This is a genomic window from Bradyrhizobium sp. B097 (genome assembly GCF_038957035.1).
Taxonomy (GTDB): domain Bacteria; phylum Pseudomonadota; class Alphaproteobacteria; order Rhizobiales; family Xanthobacteraceae; genus Bradyrhizobium.
This window is the reverse complement of the sequence record NZ_CP152412.1, coordinates 1,487,272-1,506,454: the sequence shown is the minus strand read 5'-3', so window position 1 is coordinate 1,506,454 and position 19,183 is coordinate 1,487,272. Positions and strand designations below refer to the sequence as shown.

At 64.4% G+C, this 19,183-nt stretch carries 17 protein-coding genes; 1 reads left to right on the top strand and 16 read right to left on the bottom strand.

The genetic code is table 11. From position 1 onward, the window contains the following. Nucleotides 1–4: 4 nt before the first annotated feature. From AAFG07_RS06855 to AAFG07_RS06810, 10 genes are all read right to left on the bottom strand, one after another. Nucleotides 5–1,177, bottom strand: coding sequence for an acetyl-CoA C-acyltransferase (locus AAFG07_RS06855; RefSeq protein ID WP_342726565.1), 1,173 nt, complete (start codon nucleotides 1,175–1,177; stop codon nucleotides 5–7). A 384-nt stretch (nucleotides 1,178–1,561) separates the two neighbouring features. Beyond that, nucleotides 1,562–3,151, bottom strand: coding sequence for a phosphoglycerate dehydrogenase (gene serA / locus AAFG07_RS06850; protein WP_229168507.1), 1,590 nt, complete (start codon nucleotides 3,149–3,151; stop codon nucleotides 1,562–1,564). 209 nt (nucleotides 3,152–3,360) lie between these two features. After that, nucleotides 3,361–4,533, bottom strand: a complete 1,173-nt coding sequence (locus tag AAFG07_RS06845; RefSeq protein WP_342726564.1) for a phosphoserine transaminase — start codon at nucleotides 4,531–4,533, stop codon at nucleotides 3,361–3,363. 78 nt (nucleotides 4,534–4,611) lie between these two features. Beyond that, nucleotides 4,612–4,824, bottom strand: coding sequence for a hypothetical protein (locus tag AAFG07_RS06840; RefSeq protein ID WP_342726563.1), 213 nt, complete (start codon nucleotides 4,822–4,824; stop codon nucleotides 4,612–4,614). A gap of 162 nt (nucleotides 4,825–4,986) precedes the next feature. Then, on the bottom strand, nucleotides 4,987–5,457 hold the full coding sequence (locus tag AAFG07_RS06835) for a GNAT family N-acetyltransferase (protein WP_342726562.1): 471 nt from the start codon (nucleotides 5,455–5,457) through the stop codon (nucleotides 4,987–4,989). 18 nt (nucleotides 5,458–5,475) lie between these two features. Next, nucleotides 5,476–6,066, bottom strand: coding sequence for a glutathione S-transferase family protein (locus AAFG07_RS06830; RefSeq protein WP_342726561.1), 591 nt, complete (start codon nucleotides 6,064–6,066; stop codon nucleotides 5,476–5,478). A gap of 71 nt (nucleotides 6,067–6,137) precedes the next feature. Next, nucleotides 6,138–6,989: an outer membrane beta-barrel protein gene (locus tag AAFG07_RS06825; RefSeq protein ID WP_342726560.1), complete on the bottom strand. Its 852-nt coding sequence runs from the start codon at nucleotides 6,987–6,989 to the stop codon at nucleotides 6,138–6,140. Nucleotides 6,990–7,168: 179 nt separating this feature from the next. Beyond that, nucleotides 7,169–8,014, bottom strand: coding sequence for an outer membrane beta-barrel protein (locus AAFG07_RS06820; protein ID WP_342726559.1), 846 nt, complete (start codon nucleotides 8,012–8,014; stop codon nucleotides 7,169–7,171). A gap of 516 nt (nucleotides 8,015–8,530) precedes the next feature. After that, entirely contained in the window at nucleotides 8,531–9,877 is a 1,347-nt protein-coding gene (gene glmM, locus AAFG07_RS06815; protein ID WP_092117402.1) for a phosphoglucosamine mutase, read from the bottom strand. Nucleotides 9,878–10,094: 217 nt separating this feature from the next. Next, on the bottom strand, nucleotides 10,095–10,268 hold the full coding sequence (locus AAFG07_RS06810; protein WP_342726558.1) for a hypothetical protein: 174 nt from the start codon (nucleotides 10,266–10,268) through the stop codon (nucleotides 10,095–10,097). A gap of 123 nt (nucleotides 10,269–10,391) precedes the next feature. Here AAFG07_RS06810 and AAFG07_RS06805 point away from each other — a divergent pair, with 123 nt between their 5' ends. Further along, entirely contained in the window at nucleotides 10,392–11,528 is a 1,137-nt protein-coding gene (locus AAFG07_RS06805; RefSeq protein WP_342726557.1) for an alpha-hydroxy acid oxidase, read from the top strand. Nucleotides 11,529–11,769: 241 nt separating this feature from the next. Here the strand turns inward: AAFG07_RS06805 and AAFG07_RS06800 are convergent, their stop codons facing one another. The 6 genes from AAFG07_RS06800 to AAFG07_RS06775 all read right to left on the bottom strand — a co-directional run bounded on the left by AAFG07_RS06800 (nucleotide 11,770) and on the right by AAFG07_RS06775 (nucleotide 19,167). Further along, entirely contained in the window at nucleotides 11,770–12,378 is a 609-nt protein-coding gene (locus tag AAFG07_RS06800) for a hypothetical protein (protein ID WP_342726556.1), read from the bottom strand. Between the two features lie 246 nt (nucleotides 12,379–12,624). Beyond that, entirely contained in the window at nucleotides 12,625–13,245 is a 621-nt protein-coding gene (locus tag AAFG07_RS06795) for a hypothetical protein (protein WP_342726555.1), read from the bottom strand. A gap of 68 nt (nucleotides 13,246–13,313) precedes the next feature. Beyond that, nucleotides 13,314–14,180, bottom strand: coding sequence for a shikimate dehydrogenase (locus AAFG07_RS06790; RefSeq protein WP_342726554.1), 867 nt, complete (start codon nucleotides 14,178–14,180; stop codon nucleotides 13,314–13,316). A gap of 31 nt (nucleotides 14,181–14,211) precedes the next feature. After that, nucleotides 14,212–14,853 carry a YoaK family protein gene (locus AAFG07_RS06785; RefSeq protein WP_342726553.1) on the bottom strand — a complete coding sequence of 214 codons (642 nt, stop codon included), beginning with the start codon at nucleotides 14,851–14,853 and terminating at the stop codon, nucleotides 14,212–14,214. A 91-nt stretch (nucleotides 14,854–14,944) separates the two neighbouring features. Further along, entirely contained in the window at nucleotides 14,945–16,936 is a 1,992-nt protein-coding gene (locus tag AAFG07_RS06780; RefSeq protein ID WP_342726552.1) for a WG repeat-containing protein, read from the bottom strand. Between the two features lie 182 nt (nucleotides 16,937–17,118). Further along, on the bottom strand, nucleotides 17,119–19,167 hold the full coding sequence (locus tag AAFG07_RS06775; RefSeq protein WP_342726551.1) for an elongation factor G: 2,049 nt from the start codon (nucleotides 19,165–19,167) through the stop codon (nucleotides 17,119–17,121). Nucleotides 19,168–19,183: the final 16 nt, after the last annotated feature.

Sequence of the window (19,183 nt, the reverse complement as noted above, 5' to 3'; positions counted from 1 at the left end):
CGCTTTAGCTGTAGATCTCGAACAGGCCGGCGCCGCCCTGACCACCGCCGATGCACATGGTCACGACGCCCCACTTGGCCTTGCGGCGGCGGCCTTCCTGCAGCAAGTGGCCGGTGAGCCGGGCGCCGGTCATGCCGAACGGATGGCCGATCGCGATCGAGCCGCCGTTGACGTTGTACTTCTCGGGATCGATGCCGAGCTGGTCGCGCGAATAGAGGCACTGGCTGGCGAAGGCTTCGTTGAGCTCCCAGAGATCGATGTCCTCGACCTTCAGGCCGTGGCGCTTCAAGAGCTTCGGCACGGCGAACACCGGACCGATGCCCATCTCGTCGGGCTCGCAGCCGGCTGAGGCCCAGGCCACGAAGCGCCCCAGCGGGTTGAGGCCGCGCTTCTCGGCATCCTTGGCTTCCATCAGCACCACCGCGGCGGCGCCGTCGGAGAGCTGGCTGGCGTTGCCGGCGGTGACGAACTTGCCCGGACCCTTGACCGGCTCAAGCTTGGCAAGGCCTTCCAGCGTGGTCTCGGGGCGGTTGCACTCGTCGCGGTCGACGACGTAGTCGACGATCGTCTCGGCCTTGGTCGCCTTGTCGACCACCTTCATCTTGGTCTTCATCGGGACGATTTCGTCCTTGAACTTGTTGGCCTGCTGCGCGGCCGCCATGCGGCGCTGCGACTCCAGCGAATACTCGTCCTGGTATTCACGGCTGACCTTGTAGCGCTCGGCGACGATGTCGGCGGTGTCGATCATCGCCATGAAGATGGCGGGCGCGGTCTTGAGCAGGTCCGGATCGATCGATTCCTTCGGCGCGCCGCCGCCGGGAATCGAGATACTCTCGACGCCGCCGGCGACGATGCAATCGGAGCCGTCGGAACGGATCGAGTTCGCAGCCATCGCGATGGTCTGCAGGCCCGACGAGCAGAAGCGGTTCACCGAGACACCCGCGGTCGACTTCGGCAGGCCGGCGAGCAGCGCCGCCTGGCGACCGATGTTCGGCGCGCCATGCGCGCAATTGCCGAGATAGCAATCCTCAACATAGTCCTTGTCGACGCCGGCGCGCTCGACGGCGTGCTTGATGGCGTGCCCGGCCAGCGACATCGGCGGGGTGATGTTGAATCCGCCACGGCCGGACTTCGCCAGGCCAGTGCGCGCGTAGGAAACGATTACGGCTTCACGCATTGTTTTCTCCCTCTGAGATCGCCGGATAGTGGCGCGTCTTGACGCCTTCGTACACATATTTTGGACGCTGCAACAGCAATACCAGACGCCCCGGAACGGCAAACGCCGCCTCCGGGGCCGGAGACGGTGTCATGTTCCGCAGATCGGAATTTGGATGTGCTTGAACGAGATCCGGTGGTGACCACGAGTTCGCTTTGCCCCCTCTCCCGCTTGCGGGGGAGGGCTGGGGTGGGGGTATTTCGGCAATCGAAAGTCTTCGTGAGGAGAGAGCCCCCACCCGGATCGCGTCTATCGATGCGATCCGACCTCCCCCGCAAGCGGGAGAGGTGAAGTGAGTGTGCGGACAAACCGCCGATCGCAAAAAAACTAGAACGTCAGCGCCTCTTAGAACGTCAGCGCCTTGGCCTGCTTCACCTGCGGCAGCGACTGCACCTTGGCGAGCAGATCCGCCGGCACCGCACCGTCGACCTCGACCAGCGCAATGGCGTCGCCGCCCTGCTTGACGCGGCCGAGATGGAAGGTCGCGATATTGATTTTCGCATCACCCAAGAGGCTCGCGAACGCGCCGATGAAGCCCGGCTTGTCCTCGTTGGTGACGTAGATCATCGACTTGCCGAACTCGGCGTCGACGCGGATGCCCTTGATGTCGACGAGACGCGGCTTGCCGTCGGCATAGACGGTGCCGGACACCGAACGCTCCTGGCGCTCGGTGGTGACGGTGACCGTGATCAGGCTTTCATAGTCGCTCTGCGCGGCACGGACCACCTCGTCGACCACCATGCCGCGCTCCTTGGCGACGACAGGCGCCGACACCACGTTGACCTCGCCCAGCATCGGCCGCAGCAGGCCGGACAGCACCGCCGAGGTGATCGCCTTGATCTTCATCTCGGCGACATGGCCCTCATAGGTGATCGTGGTCTTGAGGATGCCGCTCTCGGTGAGCTGGCCGGCAAACGAGCCGAGCTTCTCGGCGAGCTCGATGAACGGCCTCAGCTTCGGCGCCTCTTCCGCCGTGATCGAGGGGAAGTTGACCGCGTTGGAGATCGCGCCCGACAGCAGATAGTCCGACATCTGCTCGGCGACCTGCAGCGCGACGTTCTCCTGCGCCTCGGTGGTGGAGGCGCCGAGATGCGGGGTGCAGATCACGTTGGGATGGCCGAACAGCACGTTCGACGTCGCCGGCTCCTCGACGAACACGTCGAAGGCGGCGCCCGCGACATGCTTGGAATTCAGCGCATCGACCAGCGCCTGCTCGTCGACCAGGCCGCCGCGGGCGCAATTGATGATGCGCACGCCCTTCTTCATCTTGGCGATCGCGGCCGCGTCGATCACGTTGCGGGTCTTCTCGGTCAGCGGCGTGTGCAGCGTGATGAAATCGGCGCGCTTGAGCAGATCGTCGAGCTCGACCTTCTCGACACCGATGTCCTTGGCACGCTCCGGCGACAGGAACGGATCGAACGCGATCACCTTCATGCGCAGGCCGAGCGCGCGATCGGCGACGATCGAGCCGATATTGCCGCAGCCGATCACCCCGAGCGTCTTGGCAGTGATCTCGACGCCCATGAAGCGGTTCTTCTCCCACTTGCCGGCCTGGGTCGAGGCGTCGGCCTGCGGGATCTCGCGCGCCAGCGCCAGCATCAAGGTGATGGCGTGCTCGGCGGTCGTGATCGAATTGCCGAACGGCGTGTTCATCACGATGATGCCCTTGGCGGTCGCGGCCGGAATCTCGACATTGTCGACGCCGATGCCGGCGCGGCCGATCACCTTCAGCCTGGTCGCCTTCTCGATGATCTTGGCGGTCGCCTTGGTGGCCGAGCGGATCGCAAGGCCGTCATAGTTGCCGATGATCTCGGCGAGCTTGTCCTTGTCCTTGCCGAGATTGGGCTGGAAATCGACCTCGACGCCGCGATCCTTGAAGATCTGCACGGCGGCGGGAGACAGCGCGTCGGAAATCAGAACCTTGGGTTTTGTCATGTGACTGTTCCTCTGCCCTGCAGCGGGCGGGTCTCTTGGACCAATGTGGTGAAGTCTCAGATCACGTCTCCCTCTCCCCGTTCTTGCGGGGAGAGAGTTAGGGTGAGGGGCAGCCACAGGCGAGGAACAAGCCGAGAAGGCCCCTCACCCGGAACGCTGCGCAATCCGACCTCTCCCCGTAAGAACGCGGAGAGGTGACAAGAAAAAGCTTATGCCGCCTTGGGCAGTGCCGCCTTGGTTTCGGCGAAGGCCCAGTCGATCCACTGCGTCAGCAGTTCGACGTCCTTGGCCTCGACGGTGGCGCCGCACCAGATCCGCAGGCCCGCCGGCGCATCGCGGTAATACGCGAAGTCGAAGCCGGCGTTTTCCTTCTCCACCAGCGCGACCAGCTTCTTGCAGAAGTCGGCCTGCGCGTCAGCGGGAAGCGAGGTGATCGCGGGATCGGTGAACTTCAGGCACACCGAGGTGTTGGAGCGGATCGCGGGATCCTTGGCCAGGAAGTCGATCCAGGGCGTCTTCGCCTTCCAGTCGGCGAGCGCCTTGGTGTTGGCGTCGGCGCGCGCGATCAGCGCCTTCAGGCCGCCGATCGACTTCGCCCAGTTCAGCGCGTCGAGATAATCCTCGACGCAGAGCATCGACGGCGTGTTGATGGTCTCGCCCTCGAAGATGCCCTGGTTGAGCTTGCCGCCCTTGGTGAGGCGGAAGATCTTCGGCAGCGGCCAGGCCGGCTTGTAGGTCTCGAGCCGTTCCACCGCGCGCGGCGACAGGATCAACATGCCGTGCGCCGCTTCACCGCCGAGCGCCTTCTGCCAGGAGAAGGTGACGACGTCGAGCTTGGCGAAATCGAGCGGCTGCGCGAAGGCGGCCGAGGTCGCGTCGCAAATCGTCAGGCCTTCGCGGGTTGCGCTGATCCAGTCGGCGTTCGGCACGCGCACGCCGGAGGTGGTGCCGTTCCAGGTGAAGACGACGTCGGATGCGGGATCGACCTTGGCGAGATCGGGGATTTCACCGTAAGCCGCGTTCAGCTTGGTGACGTCCTTCAGCTTCAATTCCTTGACGATGTCGCTGACCCAGCCTTCGCCGAAGGATTCCCAGGCGAGCGTGGTGACGGGCCGCGCACCGAGCAACGACCACAGCGCCATCTCGACCGCGCCGGTGTCCGACGCCGGCACGATGCCGATCTTGTAGTCCGCAGGCACCTCAAGCACCTCGCGCGTCAGTTCGATCGCGAGCTTGAGCTTGGCCTTGCCGACCTTCGCACGATGCGAGCGGCCGAGGGCGGCGTCCTTGAGATTGTTGGGGTTCCAGCCGGGGCGCTTGGCGCAGGGGCCGGAAGAGAAATGCGGCACATTGGGCCGCGAAGCGGGCTTCGCTGCAGTCATAATCTACCCTTCCAGATAGCTGCCTCTCGGTGGGGAGAGGTTTCCCGCGGTCGGACATAGTGGAAGGGCACCAAAACGTCAAGGAAGTTCAGACTTTTCCGGGGCAATCGGGGGATCACGGCTGATTGATGGGGCGTCCTCGACCTGCTGCATCGTCTCCTGATCGAGCAAATCTGCCGCGAGAGTCATGATCTTAACTGCCCTGCGCCGGCTCGATATTTTCAAAACGCTCTTATCGCCGGCCTGCACGATATACTCGTTGCCGACCCGCACGATCGAATAATCCGACATTCCAATCCCCAGTCGCCGCCGCCCCGTGGGAGACGTCCGACATACCGGACTCGTTCCGACCCGTAAATTCACGGAGACCAGCTTAGTTTATTGGCTGTTAACCGGATCGCGCAGCAGCGGCTACCGCAGGCATTGTCTTGGGTGCGGCACAACTCGCGCAGGTCAGAAGCGGAGCGTCATGCCGACATGGCTGCGCGCGAATCCGAGCCGCTCATAGAAGCGCTGCGCATCGACGCGCGTGTGATGCGTCAGCAACTCGACCAGCATGCAGCCTTGCAAGCGCGCCTCCGCGACCGCCCACTGCACGAGCTGCTCACCGATGCCGCGGCTGCGGCAGTGTGTTGCGACGCGGACGTCCTCGAGCAGGCCGCGCGAAGAGCCCTGCGAGCTGATACCCGGCAGCACCGCAAGCTGCAGGCAGCCGACGACCGCGCCCTCCCCGTCGACGGCGACGACAAGCTGCAGGTTGGGATCGCGCTCGACCCGCGCGAAGGCGTCGTAATAGCTTTGCGGCAGCGGATCCGCGATCCGCTCGCGCGCACTGCCGAGCGGATCGTCCGCCAGCATGCCGACGATGGCGGCGACATCCTCGCGGCGAGCGCGGCGGATCGTGATCGATGAAGCTTCACGCATGGCGAGGTTTACCCGAAATCAGCGGACCGGCGGCAGAGCGAGCACATGCTCGGCATCGGCGATCCAGCGGCGGGTCATGGGGTAGCGTTCGAGCGCGAGGCCGCCATCCTCCGCAACGCGCGTATAGGCAAGCAGCGAGACGTCGGCGAGCGAGAACGCATCGCCGACCAGGAACTGCGCGCCGGCAAGATGCCGCTCCAAATGATCGAGCGCCACATAGCCGCGCTTGATGAGGTTCGGATCAATCTCCGACACGGCCTTGCCGAGATACACGGTCTGAAAGCGGCAGACGGCAACATAGGGCTCGTGGCTGTTCTGCTCCCAGAACATCCAGGCATCCATCTGCGCCGCGCGATAGGGATCGCCGGGGATCAGATCGCTGCCGCGCGCGAGGTAGCGGATAATGGCGTTGGATTGCCCGAGCGTGCGGCCGTCATCCAGTTCGACCGTCGGCACCTGGCCCCAGCCGTTCAGCTTGAGGAATTCCGCCGTCCGGCTGCCGCCCTTCATGGTGTCGATCTCGACCCATGTGTACGGCAGCGCCAACTTGTCGCACACCCATTTCACCTTCAGGCAATTGCCCGAATTGGCGTCGCCGTAGATTTTCATCTGAGGTCGCTCCGCTCGCGGAGCAACATCCGATCAGCCGTGCATTGCAGTGTCAAGCGACGCGGCGTGCGTCAGAACTTGTAGCCGATGGCAGCACGCACGCTGTTCTGCGTGACCGACGTGTTCTTGACCGGGCTGAACTTGACGTATTCCCACTCGCCGCGCACGAAAACACAATTCCACAGCATGTATTCCAGGCCGAGACCAGCGGTCCAGCCGGCAACGTAGGCGTCCGTTTTCGCATCTGTCGCGGTTTGGGCAAGCTGCGGGAGCGCAAAGGTGGTCGAACTTCCGTTAGCAAAGTTGATCGTTCGGTTCACCGAGCTTGTGACCGTACGCGAAACGTCCATTCGGCCGACTGCAAGGCCGCCGAAGACGTAAGGCAGAAAGTCACCGGTTGCCCAACCCGCGCGGCCGCGGAATGTCATCTCATCCTTGAGCTTCAGCGAAGCGCTTCCATTCAACGTCACGCCATCGGCGGCAGTGGCGCCGACTGGCAGGACCAGGGTTGGCTGAGCCACTTGAATCGGACCCAGACTTCCGGAGGTCGTTGTCGTAAGGCCGGACCAATAGGTATAGTTTGCTTCGACACCGACCACGACGTCGTCAAACTGATAGTTGCGTCCGACAAACGCTCCGAAGCCCGAGCTTTGCGCATTGACCCGGCCCAGCAAATTGAACTGGGACGTCGGCCCCTGCAGCGTGGTGTTGCGGAAGATGGAATTGGTGAGGGAAGCAACGCTGCCCCCGAAGTCGGTGTTGATCCATGTCTGGCCGACCTGACCGCCGGCATACCAGCCGTCCCAGTTTCTGGTCGGCGCGCTGGAAGCGGGAAGACTGCCGCGAAGGAAATCAGGCATGTCGGCCGCCTGCGCGCCGGTCACCGCCCCGAACATCATCGCCGCCAGCAAGAACCTACGCATTGCAACGCTCCATCCCACTCACCGAATGCGCGTTGATCATCGCCTGTTAACCTTAACCAATCGTTGTCGCCGGCCGCTTTCGACAACTCAAGTTGCAGAAGCTCGCGGCATGACACGGCAAAGAAAAACGGCGCGGGATGATCCCGCGCCGTTCAATCGTTAACCGTGAAGGCTCGAAATTAACCCTTGCGGATCAGCGGCGGCGGCGGGGGCAGCACGTCGCAGCAGGGCAAGGCGAAGCGCACGCCGAGCTTCACATCCTGCGAGGTCATGTCGCGGAACTGGAAGCTCGAGGGACCGGCCGGCGTGCCGTCGAAGAAGTGACCCTGGCCGTGGCCCGCGGTGCCCATGTCGAGGTAGCGATAGGCCAGTTCAACCGTGAAGTTGTTGGTGACCCTGTAGGCGACACCGGCATGCAGCGCCCAGGCGAAGTTGGTCTTGGTGGCGCCGTCGGCGACGAAGGAGCTGGTCAGGCCGGACCCGCTCGGGAACGTGGCGACGTCGGAGAAGGCCGAGGTCTTGATTACCGCGGCACCGACACCGGCACCGATGAACGGGGTCAAGCACCCCCAGGTGCCGAGATCGGCATAGATGTTCGCGAGGCCGACCCAGCTCTGAACGCCGCCGTGGTAGGTATCACCCAGCGAACTCGGCCCGGGGAACGTGAAGAAGTCGGTGCCGTTGAAGCTCACCTTCGAGCGATACTCACCGGTGATGTCGGCACGGAACCAGCTGTTGAACTGATAGCCGACGCCGACGCCGAACAGCATGCCGCTGTCGAAGCCGGTGCCGAACTGGTTGAACGTGGTGCCCGCCGGCAGCGTGTCGTAGGCATTGGCGTGCAGCTTGGCCCGGGTGTTGGTCATGCCGATGTCGCCGCGCAGATACCAGCCGCCGAAATCCTGGATCGGCGGAGGAGCATACGCCATCGGGGGCGGTGGCATGATCGGCATGTCGGCAGCGAACGCCACCGAAGACAGCAGGGATGCCGCGCCTGCGGCAATCAGGGTCGTTACGCTACGCATTGGCTTCGTCCTTTTGGGCCAGTGAGGCGACACGAAAGCCCCACGTCTGAAACTCACGGGCCGGACGATGCCAGCAAATGTTTAAGCGGCACTTAACCCTAATTTTTAAGGTTGATTTTCTCTCACCTTTTGCTGCGGCTGTTGCTTATGGGTCGATAAAAGCGCGCGTGCGGCGGCGAAAGATGGCGATCTCGCCACAGGTGCTAATGAGGCGTTGACGCAGGCGCAGGGTTTGCCGCGCACGCAAGCCCTGAGTGTTAGCGAATGCTTAATGCGCGCGGAGGTGAAGCGGACCAGTTGCACTAGCCGATGGCAGCGATGCGCTGTGGAGCTCTCATCGACGACCCGTCATTCTGAGGAGCGGCCGCTTGGCCGCGTCTCGAAGGATGAATCGGCCACCACCGGGCCGTGCATCCTTCGAGACGCGCGCAAGAAGCGCGCTCCTCCAGCGACAAAGGCGAAGCCTTTGCGCGGGGATGACGGGATCGGCAGATGCGAGATTGGAAACAGCGGGCCCTAAGCCGCCGCCGCGTGGCCGAGCGCGCTGACGATGTTGTCGACGACCTCTTCCACCAGGATGCGATCGTCGCCCTCGCCCATGACGCGGATCACCGGCTCGGTGCCGGAGGGGCGGATCAACAGGCGGCCATGGCCGTTGAGGCGCTTCTCGCCGTCGGTGATCGCGGACTTGACCTCGGCGTCGTCGAGCGGCTTGCCGCTGCGATAGCGCACGTTCTTCAGGATTTGCGGCAACGGATCAAAACGCCGGCAGATCTCCGACACCGGACGGCGCAGCTTCTGCACCACGGCTAGCACCTGCAACGCAGCGACGAAGCCGTCGCCGGTGGTCGAATAGTCCGACATGATGATATGGCCGGACGGCTCGCCGCCGAGATTGTAGCCGCCGCTCAGCATCTGCTCGAGCACGTAGCGGTCGCCGACCGGGGTGCGGACCATCGAAATCCCGTGGCCCTGCAGGAAGCGCTCCAGTCCGAGATTGGACATCACGGTCGTCACGATGCCGGGCTTGGCGAGGCGCCCCTCTTCCTTCCAGCTCTGCGCGATCACCGCGAGCAGCTGGTCGCCGTCGACGATGTGGCCGCGCTCGTCGACCAGGATGACGCGATCGGCATCGCCATCGAGCGCGATGCCGATGTCGGCGCGCATCTCGCGCACCTTCCGCGACAGCGCTTCCGGCGAGGTCGAGCCGCATTCCTTGTTGATGTTGAAGCCGTCGGGTTCGACCCCGATCGGCACCACATCGGCGCCGAGCTCCCACAGCGCTTCCGGCACCACCTTGTAGGCGGCGCCATTGGCGCAATCGACCACGACGCGCAGGCCGTCGAGCGAGAGGTCGCGCGGCAGGGTGCGCTTGGCGAATTCGATGTAGCGGTCATGGACGCCGTCGATACGGCGGGCGCGGCCGAGGCTCGCGCTCTGCGCCAGGCGGCGGTCGAGCGATTCGTCGAGCAGCTGCTCGATCTGCTTCTCGACATCGTCGGAGAGCTTGAAGCCCTGCGGGCCGAACAGCTTGATCCCGTTGTCTTCAAAAAGATTATGCGACGCCGAGATCATGACGCCGAGATCGGCGCGCATCGACTTGGTCAGCATCGCGATCGCCGGCGTCGGCATCGGGCCGACCAGCAGCACATCCATGCCGACCGAGGTGAAGCCGGCGACCATGGCGTATTCGATCATGTAGCCGGACAGCCGCGTGTCCTTGCCGATCACGACGCGATGGCGATGGTCGCCACGCTGGAACACCAACCCTGCGGCCTGCCCCACCTTGAGCGCGAGCTCCGGCGTGATCAGCCCATTGGCGCGGCCCCGAATTCCATCGGTCCCGAAATATTTGCGGCTCATGATACCCCCAACACGGACCTCTCGAACCACCCGGCGAGAGAGTCCTGAACGCCTACCAGTGTAGCGTGCATCGGCCTTATAGACTGCCAGGCGCTAAAATGACTTCAAAAAATATGATGAATCATTACCGCGGCCGAACCGCGTTTTTCGGCATTAAGGCGCTGAAAAATATAACATTATCGCCCCTGAGGCAATCCCCGGGAACGAACGCTGTCCCCTACCCTTTGCCGCCTCGCTTGACGTGCTGGTCGCCCTTGGAGGGGGCCGGCTGGGTGACATTGACGGGGTCGGAACCGGGAAACGTCTCCTCCAGGCCCTCTTCCAGGGCCTCGTCGAGCTGGCGCTTTTCGGTGTTGTCGTTTGGCTTCGGCTTGGAGCCTGATTGCGTCATCGTGCTCTCCCATCCGTCTTCAGATTTGGCGGGCCCCCCAACCATGCTAGATGACGGCAAGACTGAACACCCGCAAGACGTCTCCATCGAACTTGCGACCTAGAAGAAGGGCCGGGAACGTCCATGAAGCACATTACCTGCATCGAAGATCTGCGCCAGCTGCACAAGCGCAGGGTGCCGAAGGCGTTTTTCGATTATGCGGACCGCGGCTCCTACACCGAGGACACGCTGCGCGCCAACACCGAGGACCTGCAGCAGATCAAGTTCCGCCAGCGTATCCTGGTCGATGTGTCCAAGCGCAGCCTGGCGACCACGATCCTCGGCGAGCCGGCGGCGATGCCGCTCATCCTGGCGCCGGTCGGCCTGCTCGGCATGCAGCATGGCGACGGCGAGATCCACGCCTGCCGCGCGGCGCAAGCGGCCGGCATCCCGTTCACCCAGAGCACGATGTCGATCTGCTCGATCGAAGACATCGCAGCCAGCGTCGACAAGCCGTTCTGGTTCCAGCTCTACGTCATGAAGGACCGCGGCTTCATCAAGTCGCTGATCGAGCGCGCCATCGCGGCGAAATGCTCGGCGCTGGTGTTGACCGTCGACCTGCAGGTGATCGGCCAGCGCCACCAGGACATCAAGAACGGCATGACGGTGCCGCCGGAATGGTCGCTGTCGAAGCTCTTGGACTTCGCGAGCAAGCCGTCATGGGTCGCCGGCGTGCTGCGCGGCAAGCGCCGCAGCTTCGGCAACATCGTCGGTCACGTCAAAGGCACCGAGGATCTGACCAAGCTGTCGGAATGGACCGCCTCGCAGTTCGATACCACGCTGAACTGGAAGGACATCGACTGGATCCGCAGCATCTGGCCGGGCAAGCTGATCCTTAAAGGAATTCTCGATGTCGAGGACGCCGAGCTCGCCGCCAAGACCGGCGCGCAGGCGATCGTGGTCTCCAACCATGGCGGCCGCCAGCTCGACGGCGCGCCGTCCTCGATCGAGGTGCTGCCGGAGATCGTCGACGAGGTCGGCTCGAAGCTCGAGATCATGTTCGACGGCGGCATCCGCACCGGCATGGACATCATGCGCGCGCTCGCGCTCGGCGCGAAGTCCTGCATGATCGGCCGCGCCTATGCCTACGGCCTCGGCGCCGGCGGCCAGGAGGGCGTCGCCAAGGCGCTCGACATCCTGGGCAAGGAGCTCACCACCACGATGGGGCTGTGCGGCGTCAACACCATCGCCGAGATCGACGACAGGGTGCTGGCGGTTTAGCACGCGCAGCCACACATTCTACGTCGTCCCGGGCAAGCGAAGCGCGACCGGGGACCCATAACCACCGATCGATATTGCTGCGCATGGCTGGGGCCACAGCGAGCTTCAACAACTCAACCCAGTGGTTATGGGTCCCTGCTTTCGCAGGGACGACGGCGTAACTTGCGGCTCGAGATCCCCCGATGCGCAATTGCGCATCTGAGGTTCGATGCTCCGCATCGCCCCGGGATGACGCTTCGCGTCACATCGGCGGCGCGATGCCGTCGCGGCCGACATTGACGCGATTGGCTTCCAGTGTGCCGTCGTCCTTCTTCACCGCGCCGAAGATGATGATCTTGGCGCCCGGCTTCAGCTCCGACTTGTCGCCGGAGACGAAGGTGACGACCGGCGTTCCCGGCGGCACCACGACCTTCTTCTCACCGTCCTTGTATTTCACCGTGATGTTCTGGCCGTCGGTGCCCTTCACTGTCTCGGCGACGGTAGCATTGGTCATGGTCGAGTTGGCGCGCAGGTCCCAGGGACGAAAACCTTCGGCGGCGCCGCGCTGGTTTTCCGGGAAGATATGCACCGCAATCGCCTTCTGGGTTCCATCCGGCTCGGGCATCGCAGTGACGCCGATATAGGAACCGGACTTGATCTCCGACAGATCGGTCTTGGCGACGCCGAACACCGCGACGTTGTCGGTCGTGCGTACCTTCATATCATCGCCGTCGCGCGACTTGATCGACAGCATCGCGCCATCGACGGCCTCGATGGTGCCGCGGATGCGCACCGTCGGCGGTTGTTGCGCCGATGCGGCTGAGGCAAAGGCAACGAGAAGCAATGCGGCGAACAGCGTCGATTTCGGCATGGTGTTCCTCATGGGTTTGGCTGGCGAATCAGGGAACACCGGGGAGTTGTAGGTATTCCGTGCGGCTACCTCCCCTTCGCGGGAGAGGCGACACGCACGACAACTACGGAGAGGATGAGGATGCCGTTACTGCGGTAACGAAACTGTCATCCCGTAGCCCGGATGGAGCGAAGCGCAATCCGGGGACTGCCTCCCTGGAGAGACTCCCGGATTTCGCTTCGCTCCATCCGGGCTACCAACCGCGTGTCACATCGGCGGCGTAAGCCCGTCGCGGCCGACGCTGACGCGGTCGGTTTCGAGCGAGCCGTCGGGCAGCTTCTTCATGAAGGCGATGACCTTGGCGCCGGCCTTGAGGTCCGCCTTGTCGCCGGGAACATAGGTCACGACCGGCGTGTCGGGCGTGACCTGCACCTTCTTCTCGCCGTCCTTGTACTTGACCAGCAATGTATGACCGTCATTGCCGACGACGGATTCCGCGACGGTGGCGTTGGTCATGCTGCTGTTCGGCTTCAGATCATACGGCCGCGAGCCTTCGCCGGTGCCGCGCATGTTTTCGGGGAAGACATGCACCTCGACCGCCTTCGGTACGCCGTCGGGCCCCGGCACCGTGGTGGTGCCGATGAAGGAACCGACCTTGATGTCGGACAGCGCGATCTTGGTGAGGCCGAGCACCACCATGTTGCCCGCCATGTGCAGCTTGACGCCCTCGCCGCCGCGCGACTTCACCGCGAGCGTATCGCCGTCGACGCTCTCGACGGTTCCACGCACCCGCGTCGGCGGCTGCTGCGCAAGTGCGTGGAGCGTGGATGCCGTCACCATCGCGAGCGCAATGAACGGACGAATGAAATGGGAACGGCTGGCAGGCATCATTGATCTCCGGGAGGGAACGCGGGGGACTAACACGAGACACCGCTCCGGAGACGCTATTCCAGGCCTCAAGTCTTTGTGAGATCGGCCTCAACGAGGGCACGCAGTTCCGGCGTGACGTGCGGGCGCTGGCCGAACCACAGCTCGAAACCGCGTACCGCCTGATGCAGCAGCATGCCGAGCCCGTCGGCGGTCTTCAGCCCGCGCGCCTCTGCCGCCGCAAGCAACGGCGTCACCAGCGGCACATAGACAATGTCGGAAACAACCGCGCTCTGCGGGAGCAACGCCACATCGACCTCGAGCGCCGGCTGGCCATGCATGCCGAGCGACGTCGTGTTCACCAGCAGGCCGGCGCGCGGCAGCAGTTCGCCGACCATGTCCCACGTCGCGGGATGAACGCGCGCGCCGAACTGGTCGGCAAGCGCGCGGGCGCGGTCGATGGTGCGGTTGACCAGATGCACGCGCGCAATCCCGCGCTCGATCAGGCCGAACACCACCGCACGCGCAGCGCCGCCGGCGCCGAGCACCAGCGCATCCTCCGTCTTGTCCCAGCCGGGCGCGCTGGCGTCGAGATTGTTGATGAAGCCTTCGACATCGGTGTTGGTGGAGCGCAGCTCGCCATCGGCGAACCACAGGGTGTTGGCGGCGCCGACGGCGCGGGCGCGCGCGTCCGGGGCCGAGAGCGCCAGCGCGTGCTCCTTGTGCGGACGGGTGACGTTGGCGCCGACGAAGCCGCGCAGCGACAGGCGGAACAGGAAATCCTTGAAATCCTCCGGCGGGACCGCCTCGATCACATAGCCGCCCTCGATGCCGAGCGTGCGCAGCCAGTAATGATGGATCAGCGGCGAGCGGGAATGCGCCGCCGGCCAGCCGATCAGGCACGCGGCGCGGGTTTTGCCTTGGGTGCTGCCTTGGGTGTCGCCTTGGGATGTCATGGCCGTGACATCGGCCAAGGCAGGCGCGCTGTCAATCCATCCGCTTCGCGGTTGCGGCAACCAGCGCGCTGAGGGTGAACGCGGAGCCCGCGGCAAACCAGATCGCACCGAGACTGATCCAGCGGTAGGCAAGTGCCCCGAGCAGAGCGCCCGCGACCAGCGCCGCCCACAGCAATACGTTGGGCAGCCAGGCCCAGGGCGCACCGCCGGTCAGCGCGGCGGCGATCAGCTGCCCCGCTTTCACCAGCGCTCCCGTGACATAGGTCAAGCCAAGCCCGGCCCCGCCTTCGAGCTGGAACACGGCGTTCTCGAGCCCCATCGCCAGCACGATGGCGGCGACCGCGGTGTTCGGCAGGCCGTAGGCATAGGCGATCGCCGCCGCCATCAGCAGCAGCGCCTCGACCAGCAGGACCAGGGGCTGGCGATGCGCGATGCGGCTGAGCACGATGAGGCTGCCGGCCGCAGCGCCGGCGACGAACAGCACGATCAGTTCCAGCGCATCCAGAGCGTGCTGCCAATGGCCCTCGGCCAAGGTCACGCCGAGCCGCGTCGAGTTGCCGCTCATAAAGGAGACGAACAGCCCGCCGAGATGCAGATAGCCGATTCCGTCTACATAGCCGGCCAGCGCGCTGAGCGCGCAGGCCAGCGCCAGGTTACGGCGGGATTCAAGCATGATGTCGTTGCGCCCCCATCAGGGACACAAGCTAGCGGCCTCCGGCCATCCTGCCAACGATCACGCCCGCGCAGGGCGTGATCGCAGGAAGTCACCGCTCAACTTTGCACTCGAAGCGGTTGTCGCGACCCAGGGGGTTGGTATCGAGGCATGCGACGCCCGGGACCGAGTGAGCGCGCCGGTCGATCGCACACCATTTGCCGTCGCGCTTGGCCCACGCCACGCCGCGTAGGCGCGGCGTGAAGTAGACCGGCTCGTCGAACTGCGGCTCGACCATCACTAGCCCGGCGGTATCGACCAGCCCCCACTTGCCGTCCCTGAGAAAGGTCAGGAGGCCGAAATCGACGTTGACCCCCACGCGTTCGGCGCCAATGTCGATCCACGTCTCCCCGGTTCGCGACAGGATAGCGCGCTTGCCCGCGGCTTCCGACACCATCACGGGACTGATACTGACATCGCACAGAACGCCCGGCCGCGGCGGAATGACCCAGGATTGATCCGAAAGCCGGAGCACGCCGGTCGCTCCGGACAGGGTCACAAAGGCGGTGTCATTTTCGCGACGCAGTGCGGCTGCGTCGAATTTCGGCTCGATCAGCCATGATCCGTCCGAGCGCATGAAGCCGCGCTTGCCGTGGATCGATGCGACGAAGAGGCCGGCGCCGGTTGAGAGGTAGTCGAATTTGAGTTCGAGCACCCAATGTCCATCGGGCCCAAGGCGACCCCATTTGCCATGAAGCTTGGCATTCTTGACGTCCGGTCCGGCCCAGACGATCGCGTCAAACACCACAGGCGTCACTGGGTTCGAGCCGGCGTCGACCAAACCGAATTTGTCTCCGATCTTCAGAATGAATGGCGGAGTGCCGCCATAGCACGACGCGTCGATAAGCCGGCCGTCGGGCGGCTGCAACGGGCTGCCGTCCGCCTTGAAGTAGAGCGCTTCCTTGTTCTTGTACGCGTTGAGCCGGCCATCGGCGCATTGCCCGATCGGCTGATCGTATTCGGCGTCGATAATTACGCGGCCATTGAGGTCTAAAAGCCCCCACCGGTCGGCCGTCTTGAAGCGCCAGCCGAACACAGCGCCCGGGTGATCGGACTTGAGGCTGGCAAAGGCAAACTGAAGCTGTTGATAATTGGTCTGGAAAATCCATGCACCTGACTTGTCGATCACGCCCACGATGCCGTCGCGCTCGGCCGAGGTGCGATCGAAGCCCGCAATGAACCACCCGGCTTTGTCGAAAACCGGCTCGATGACGAAGTTTCCCCGCCGGTCGATAAAGCCGACCTTGCCGTTGACGGTCACGCGTGCGAGCCCGTTATTCAACGCACTCACCTGCTGGAATTTCGGCTCGACGAGCCAGCTTCCGTCAGCGCGCATCAGCCCCCAAAGCTTGTCCTTTTGCACCCAGCGGAGTGCCGGATTGTTGTCGAACCCGGGAATCGGCGGTTTGCGCGACTCGATCAATCGGCCCTGGACGTCGATGACATCGGTGAGGGACGGCTCAGGGGCGCTGACGCTGAAGCTCGCTTCGCCGGACGGCGTAAACGCGACCCGGCTACTGGAAAAGTCCTCCCCGCCGGTCATACCGCCCAGGTGCCGGTCTTCCGATACGGCAAAACGATCAGGACTGATCGCTCGGATGAATCCATATTTCGGCTCGATCACCATCTTGCCGTCCTGGTCGATCAGACCGGACCTTCCATCCACATCGACCTGCGCGAAGCCGAACCGATAGTCGTCGACGATGCGGTATTGTGGCTTGACGATCTCGTGGCCGTCCTCGTCGATGAAGCCGTAGAGACCGCCGAGGCGGACGGCGGCCCGCTGATCCGAGAATGTGCCGATCCAGTCGTAGCGGGGAAATACCGCGACCGTACCGTCGCGGTGCACCGCTCCACACAGACCGCCGGGAAACGCGCACATTGGCAGGGGGCCAGACGAGGGAGTGTCGTAGGGTGAGGGCCTCTCCGCGATCAAATCCTGCAAAACGGCCTTGCCGGCCGGCGTCAATTCCATCGGCTTGTCTTGCGCAAATACGCCATGCATCAACAGTACGCCTGCCAACGCGGCAACTTTCGACCACACGCGCACGGTCCTGCCCTCACCGTCCAAACCGGGATCGACGAGTAGGCGCACTCCGTGGCGGGATAGTGTCGGTCATTCTACAATGTGTAATTGCACATCGTTGCAGGCCGATAGTGACAGAACCAAATGTAGCCGCGAGTCCCGGGCGCAAGTTTTGCGCGCCCGGGATGACTGTTACAGCCTCACGCCGCGTCGCGATGCGCGGCGATGATCTGGTCGGCGGCGCGGCCCGTCACTTCGGCCATGCGGTCGAACTGGCGGGTAAACGTGCCGGCGCCGGCGGTCGCGGAGCGCAGTTCGACGATGAGGTCGCCGATCTCGGATTCCGGCATCGTGGCACGGACGCAGTCCCAGCCGCTCCAGCCCTCGCGGGTGTCGAAGCCGAGGATCTGGCCGCGACGCGCCGACAGGATCGCGTTGATCTTGGCGGTCGCATCGGTCGGACAGACGATCTCGACCACGTGGATCGGCTCCAGCAGCACCGGCTGGCACTGCGGCAGCGCCTCGCTGACGCCGACCCGCGCCGCGGTGCGGAACGCAAGGTCGGAGGAGTCTACGCTGTGATAGGAGCCGTCGGTCAGCGTGACGTCGACGTCGATCACTGGGAAGCCGAGCGGGCCGCGCGTGAGCGCGTCGACCACCCCCTCCTCCACCGCGCCGATATAGTTGCGCGGCACCGCGCCGCCGACCACCTTCTCGTGGAATTCGAAACCGCTTCCGCGCGGCTTCGGCTTGATGTCGAGCACGACGTCTCCGAACTGGCCGTGGCCGCCCGACTGCTTCTTATGCCGGCCGCGCTGGGTGACCGCCTTGCGGATGGTCTCCTGATAGCCGATCGCCGGCGGATGCGATTTGACGTTGACGCCGTAGCGGTCCTTCAGCCGTTCCTGCGCAACGCGCAGATGCATCTCGCCCTGCCCCCACAGCACGGTGTCGTGGGTGCGCGGGTTCTGGATCATCGTCAGCGAGGGATCCTCCTCGTTCAACCGCAGCAGCGCCTGGCCGAGCTTGACGTCGTCCTTGCGGTCGGTCGCGGCGATCGAGATCGACAGCACCGCCGCCACCGGCTCGATCTTGACCAGCGAGGCCGGGGCGGTCTTGCCGCTCGATACCGTATCGCCGGTCTTGATCGCATCGAGCTTGCCGAGCGCGACCGCGTCGCCGGCTTCGGCCTGCGGCCGCTTGCTGTCATGCGTACCCGAGACCGCGAGGATGCCGGAAACCCGCCCGCTCTCGCCGCTTGAGGATTGCAGCGTCGCGCCGTCGTCGAGCCGGCCTGCGAGCACGCGCGCCAGCGACAGCTTGCCGCCGTGCTGCAGGTGCACGGTCTTGAACACATAGGCCAGCGCATCCTTCTGGTCCTTGATGCCGAGCCGCGCAGCGGTCTCAGTGACCCCGGGCGCCTCGTGGCGCAGCGCCTTCATCAGGCGGAGCACGCCGTTCTCGCGGCTCGCCGCGCCAAGCAGCACCGGACAAATCAGCCCTTCGCGCAGTTCGCGTGCGAGATCGTCGAACACGGCATCGCGCGGCGGCTGGATATCCTCCAGCAACTGCTCCATCAACGCATCGTCGTGATCGGCGAGCTTCTCCAGCATCGAGAAGCGCGCTTCCTTCTCGCGATCGAGATTGCCGCCTTCCAGCGCCATCACCTCCGACGGCTTATGCTCGCGATAGACGAAGGCGCGCTCCAGCGCGAGATCGACGAAGCCTTCGATCAGATCGCCGTTCCAGATCGGGATCTGGCGCAGCACCAGCGGCACGCGCGACGCCGGCTGTAGCGTCGCAAGCGTCTCGCGGACGCGCTTGTTGGCGCGGTCGATCTTGTTCAGGAACAGGAAACGGGGAATCCCGAGCTCCTCGAGCTCGCGCAGGATGATCTGCAGCTGCGGCAGCTTCTTCTCGTCAGCCTCGCAGACCACGACCGCGGCATCGACCGCCGGCAACGCGGCACGCATGTCGTGCGCGAATTCGATCGAGCCGGGGCAATCGATAAAGGTGTAGCTGTCCCCCATAAAGGTGGTGGTCGCGGCGGTCAGGCCTACGCCCATCTTGTGTTGACGTGCCTCGGGGCTAGCATCGCCGACGGAGGTTCCGGCATCGACGCTGCCGGCAGTCTTGATGGCGCCAGTGCGCGCCAGGATCGCTTCCAGAAGTGTGGTTTTACCGCTTTGGAAAGGGCCCACCAGCGCGATGCACCGTGGACCTCGGGGACTTCTGACGTCTTGTCCCATTGCCGCCTCCTCGTGT

Bases quoted from the DNA above. Each gene is read 5' to 3' on its own strand.
- AAFG07_RS06855 (WP_342726565.1), bottom strand. From the start codon at position 1,177: ATGCGTGAAGCCGTAATCGTTTCCTACGCGCGCACTGGCCTGGCGAAG.
- serA (WP_229168507.1), bottom strand. From the start codon at position 3,151: ATGACAAAACCCAAGGTTCTGATTTCCGACGCGCTGTCTCCCGCCGCC.
- AAFG07_RS06845 (WP_342726564.1), bottom strand. From the start codon at position 4,533: ATGACTGCAGCGAAGCCCGCTTCGCGGCCCAATGTGCCGCATTTCTCT.
- AAFG07_RS06840 (WP_342726563.1), bottom strand. From the start codon at position 4,824: ATGTCGGATTATTCGATCGTGCGGGTCGGCAACGAGTATATCGTGCAG.
- AAFG07_RS06835 (WP_342726562.1), bottom strand. From the start codon at position 5,457: ATGCGTGAAGCTTCATCGATCACGATCCGCCGCGCTCGCCGCGAGGAT.
- AAFG07_RS06830 (WP_342726561.1), bottom strand. From the start codon at position 6,066: ATGAAAATCTACGGCGACGCCAATTCGGGCAATTGCCTGAAGGTGAAA.
- AAFG07_RS06825 (WP_342726560.1), bottom strand. From the start codon at position 6,989: ATGCGTAGGTTCTTGCTGGCGGCGATGATGTTCGGGGCGGTGACCGGC.
- AAFG07_RS06820 (WP_342726559.1), bottom strand. From the start codon at position 8,014: ATGCGTAGCGTAACGACCCTGATTGCCGCAGGCGCGGCATCCCTGCTG.
- glmM (WP_092117402.1), bottom strand. From the start codon at position 9,877: ATGAGCCGCAAATATTTCGGGACCGATGGAATTCGGGGCCGCGCCAAT.
- AAFG07_RS06810 (WP_342726558.1), bottom strand. From the start codon at position 10,268: ATGACGCAATCAGGCTCCAAGCCGAAGCCAAACGACAACACCGAAAAG.
- AAFG07_RS06805 (WP_342726557.1), top strand. From the start codon at position 10,392: ATGAAGCACATTACCTGCATCGAAGATCTGCGCCAGCTGCACAAGCGC.
- AAFG07_RS06800 (WP_342726556.1), bottom strand. From the start codon at position 12,378: ATGCCGAAATCGACGCTGTTCGCCGCATTGCTTCTCGTTGCCTTTGCC.
- AAFG07_RS06795 (WP_342726555.1), bottom strand. From the start codon at position 13,245: ATGCCTGCCAGCCGTTCCCATTTCATTCGTCCGTTCATTGCGCTCGCG.
- AAFG07_RS06790 (WP_342726554.1), bottom strand. From the start codon at position 14,180: ATGACATCCCAAGGCGACACCCAAGGCAGCACCCAAGGCAAAACCCGC.
- AAFG07_RS06785 (WP_342726553.1), bottom strand. From the start codon at position 14,853: ATGCTTGAATCCCGCCGTAACCTGGCGCTGGCCTGCGCGCTCAGCGCG.
- AAFG07_RS06775 (WP_342726551.1), bottom strand. From the start codon at position 19,167: ATGGGACAAGACGTCAGAAGTCCCCGAGGTCCACGGTGCATCGCGCTG.